At 71.5% G+C, this 3,876-nt stretch carries 3 protein-coding genes; all 3 read right to left on the bottom strand.

Annotation, left to right across the window (positions count from 1 at the left end):
* Positions 1 to 147: 147 nt before the first annotated feature.
* Positions 148 to 1,074, bottom strand: coding sequence for an endonuclease/exonuclease/phosphatase family protein (locus G5C65_RS33015; protein WP_420903386.1), 927 nt, complete (start codon positions 1,072 to 1,074; stop codon positions 148 to 150).
* Positions 1,075 to 1,431: 357 nt separating this feature from the next.
* Positions 1,432 to 2,163 carry a TetR/AcrR family transcriptional regulator gene (locus G5C65_RS33020; protein WP_338146779.1) on the bottom strand — a complete coding sequence of 244 codons (732 nt, stop codon included), beginning with the start codon at positions 2,161 to 2,163 and terminating at the stop codon, positions 1,432 to 1,434.
* Positions 2,160 to 3,767 (bottom strand): MFS transporter, encoded by a 1,608-nt coding sequence (locus G5C65_RS33025; protein WP_165302751.1) that lies wholly within the window; start codon positions 3,765 to 3,767, stop codon positions 2,160 to 2,162. Before G5C65_RS33025 ends, G5C65_RS33020 begins: the two co-directional genes overlap by 4 nt.
* Positions 3,768 to 3,876 lie beyond the last annotated feature (109 nt).

The raw sequence follows: 3,876 nt of genomic DNA on the forward strand, positions 1-3,876 counted from the left end.
GGCGGACGGGCTGGACGGGCCGGGCGGAAGGATTAAGTTCTGCCGGAGAACAAAGTCTCGCAGGCTTCTGTTCCCCTGCGCAAAACGAAAAAGCCGGGCACCTCGCCGCGCTCGGCGGGTGCCCGGCGCACACGGCCGGCGGCGCCCTCAGTCGGTCAGCTTCAGCGACGCCGCGATCGGCAGATGGTCGCTGCCCGTGGCGGACAGGGTCCGGGCCGACACCGGCTCGACCCCCTTCACCATGATCTGGTCGATCCGCGCCATCGGGAACGACGCGGGCCAGGTGAAGCCGAAGCCGCTGCCCGCGGCGCCCTGCGCCGAGCGCATCTGGGAGGTGATGGGCGCGAGCGCGCGGTCGTTCATGGTGCCGTTCAGATCGCCGAGCAGCACGACCTTGCCGGTCTTGTCCCGGGCGATGGCGTCGCCCAGCGCGTCCGCGCTGTCGTCCCGCTGCCCGGCCGTGAAACCCGCGCGGAACTTCACCCGCACGGACGGCAGATGTGCGACATAGACGGCGACCTCGCCCTTCGGGGTGTCGACGGTGGCGCGCATGGCGCGCGGCCAGCCCATCTTGATGTCCACGGTCCGGACGTCGTCCATCGGGTACTTGCTCCACAGCCCGACCGTGCCGGTCAGCTTGTGGTAGGGGTACTTCGCGGCGAGGGCCTTGGTGTAGACGCCGGACTGGCGGCCTGAGACCTCCTCCAGCGCGACCACGTCGGCCCCGGTCCCGGCGATATCGCGGGCGGTGCCGGAGGGGTTGGAGTTCTCGGCGTTGACGTTGTGGGTGACGACCGTGAGGTCGCCCTCCCCCGCCTTGGCCTTGTCGGTGAGCAGCCCGCCGAACAGATTGACCCACACCAGGATCGGCAGCAGCAGCGCGACCAGCGCCGTCGCGGACCGGCGCAGCGCGGCCAGCGCCAGCAGGACGACGATCAGGAGGCCGCCCCAGGGCAGAAACGTCTCCCACAGCGAGCCGAGGTTGCCGATGGAGTTGGGGATCTTGGAATGCAGCATGAAGACCAGGGCCAGCAGCACGACCAGCGCGGCCAGCACCAGCCCGCGGCGCCACATGCCCCCGCCGCCGCGGCCGAGGAGCCCGCGCAGCCCGCCACCGGAGCGCCGGGAGAAGAAGCCCGAAGGCCCCCGGCCGTCCCCGTCGGTATGCGTGGCCTCCGCCGTGTGCGCGCGTGCCATCCGCCGTCCTCACTCGCCTGTGCTGTGCCTGTCGAACGCCGCAGCCCCCGAACGCCACTGCACGATATGCCATAGCGTGGAACAACCGGCGAATCCGTCCGGCACGGCCCTGGGATGCGCCGTACCCGTCCGGCTCGCCCGGCTCGTCAGGGTGTGCCGCGGTTCGCTGTGAACCCGTACGGGAAGAGGGACGAGCGCAGGGGCCCCGCGGGTTCCGGCGGGTGATGGGTGGATTTACTCCGGTTCGCCGTGCGGAGTCCAGCCCGGGGTATGGGGACCGTCCCCCGGGGGAACGCAGTACCCGGACTCACTGCGGGATGTCCCCGCCGGATCGCGGTGCCCGCGCGGACGGATCCCCTCCAGCACGCCGTCGACGATCGTGCGGGACAGGTCCTCGGGCACCTCGTCGTCGGGGCGCAGGATGGTCCGGACCAGCATCGGCCCCACGATCAGATCGGCGAGGACCTGGATGCCGATGTCGTCCCGCAGCTCCCCCGCCGCGACGGCGCGCTCCAGCGCCGCGTGCAGCCGCTCCCGGCGCGCGGTGATGACGGTGTCCTGGTACTGGCGCCACAGCGAGGAGTCGTGCTTGACGTGCGCCACCATCGAGCGGATCAGCGCGAACTCGCGCTTGGCCAGCGCCCTGCGGCGCTGGCCCTCGAGGAAGGTGATGAGCACCTCGCGCAGCGGCGCCTCGTCGGCCGTCTCGAAGAGCGGCTCCTCCAGCCGCCGCATCACGTCGATCAGCAGTTCGTCCTTGCCGGACCAGCGCCGGTAGACGGCCGCCTTGCCGACCCCCGCCGTGCGCGCGATGCCCTCGATGGTGAGCGAGTCCAGCGAGTGGCCCTCCTCCAGCAGATGGAGCACGCCCTCGATGATGGCGCGCTCCACCGCCTCGCTGCGCGGCCTCCCCCGCCGGGCCGGTGCTCCGCTCCCCGTGCCTGCGTCCCGCGCGATCCCGCTCACCGCTGTGCTCCCACCTGTTCCGGCTCCTTTTCCCCCTCCCGGTCCTGCTCCCGGGAGACGGCGGGCATGCCGGGCATCCAGACAGCGACCACGACCGCGCCCACGAGGGCGATTGTCCCCGCCGCGGCCACGGTGACATGCATGGCGTCGATGAACGCGGCCTTCGCCGGATCCACCAGGGCCCGTCCCGCGGGGCCCATCCGGTCGGCGGCGCCGAGGGTGGCCTCGATCGACTCGCCCGCGGAGTGCCGCGCGTCAGCGGGCAGCGGGGCGAGCGCGTCCGCGACGCCCGAGCGGTAGCGGGCGGAGAGCAGCGAGCCCAGCACGGCCACCCCCAGGGCGCCGCCGACCTGCCGGAAGGTGTTGTTCACGGCCGAGCCGGATCCGGCCTTCTGCGGGGGCAGCGACTGCATGATCGAGGTGGTGGCGGGCGGCATGACGTGCGCCATCGAGGTGCCCATGACGAAGTAGACGACCTCCAGCACCCACAGCGGCGTCGTCTCGTCGATCAGGACGAACGCGAACATCGCGGCGGCGACGCCCAGCATGCCGACCGTGCACACGGCCTTCGCGCCGTACCGGGCCACGGCGCGCGGGGCGCGCGGCGCGAAGATCATCTGCGCCACGGCCAGCGGCACCATCAGCAGCCCCGCGTCCAGTGGCGAGAAGCCGCGCACGCTCTGGATGTAGAAGACGCCGAAGAAGGTGACGCCCATCAGCGCGAAGAAGACGAGCGCGATGGCGGCGACCGCGGCGGAGAACGCCGGCCTGCGGAAGTAGGACATGTCCAGGGCCGGGTGGTCGCTGTGCCGCTCGTAGAGCACGAAGCCGACCAGCACCAGCACCCCGCCGCCCGCCGTCAGCAGCACCTGGCCGTCGGTGAAGTCGGCCAGCTGGCCGCCCTTGATGATGCCGTAGACCAGCAGCACGAGTCCGGCCACCGACAGCAGCACCCCGACCGGGTCGAGCCGGCCGGGCCGCGGGTCGCGGGACTCGGGGACCAGCAGCGCCATGGCGACCACCGCGACGACGGCGACGGGCACGTTGATCAGGAAGACCGAGCCCCACCAGAAGTGGTCGAGCAGCACCCCGCCGGTGATCGGTCCGATGGCGATGGCCAGCCCGACGCCGCCCGCCCAGATGCCGATGGCCCGGGGCTGCTCCTCGCGCGGGAAGACGTTCATCAGGATCGCGAGGGTGGCGGGCATCACGAAGGCGCCGCCGAGGCCCATCAGGGCCCGGAACGCGATCAGCTCGCCGGGCGTGGTGGCGAACGCGGCGAGCGCGGATCCGGCGCCGAACACCACGATGCCGGCGAGCATCGCCCGCTTCCGGCCCAGCCGGTCGCCGAGCAGCCCGGCGGTGAAGAGCAGCCCGGCGAAGACGAGCGTGTAGGAGTTGATGGACCACTCCAGCTCGCCCTGGGTGGCGCCGAGCCCGGCGGGCGAGGGCTGCGCGATGGTCTTCATCGCGACGTTCAGGATCGAGTTGTCGAGTACCACGATCAGCAGGCTGAGCATCAGTACGCCGAGGATCAGCCAGCGCCGGCGGTACACGGATTCAGGTATGTGCGAGGCGGAGCCCTGCGGTGCGGTTGCGCTCATGCGGGCAGCGTAACCACATTTCGATACGGAACCGTTCCGTATCGAATAAAGCGGGCCTCAAGTTCTGGCCAAATCCTGACCCGCCGTCGCCCCACCGTCCCCTCGCCAC

The sequence above is a fragment of the Streptomyces boncukensis genome (assembly GCF_011045075.1).
GTDB lineage: Bacteria > Actinomycetota > Actinomycetes > Streptomycetales > Streptomycetaceae > Streptomyces > Streptomyces boncukensis.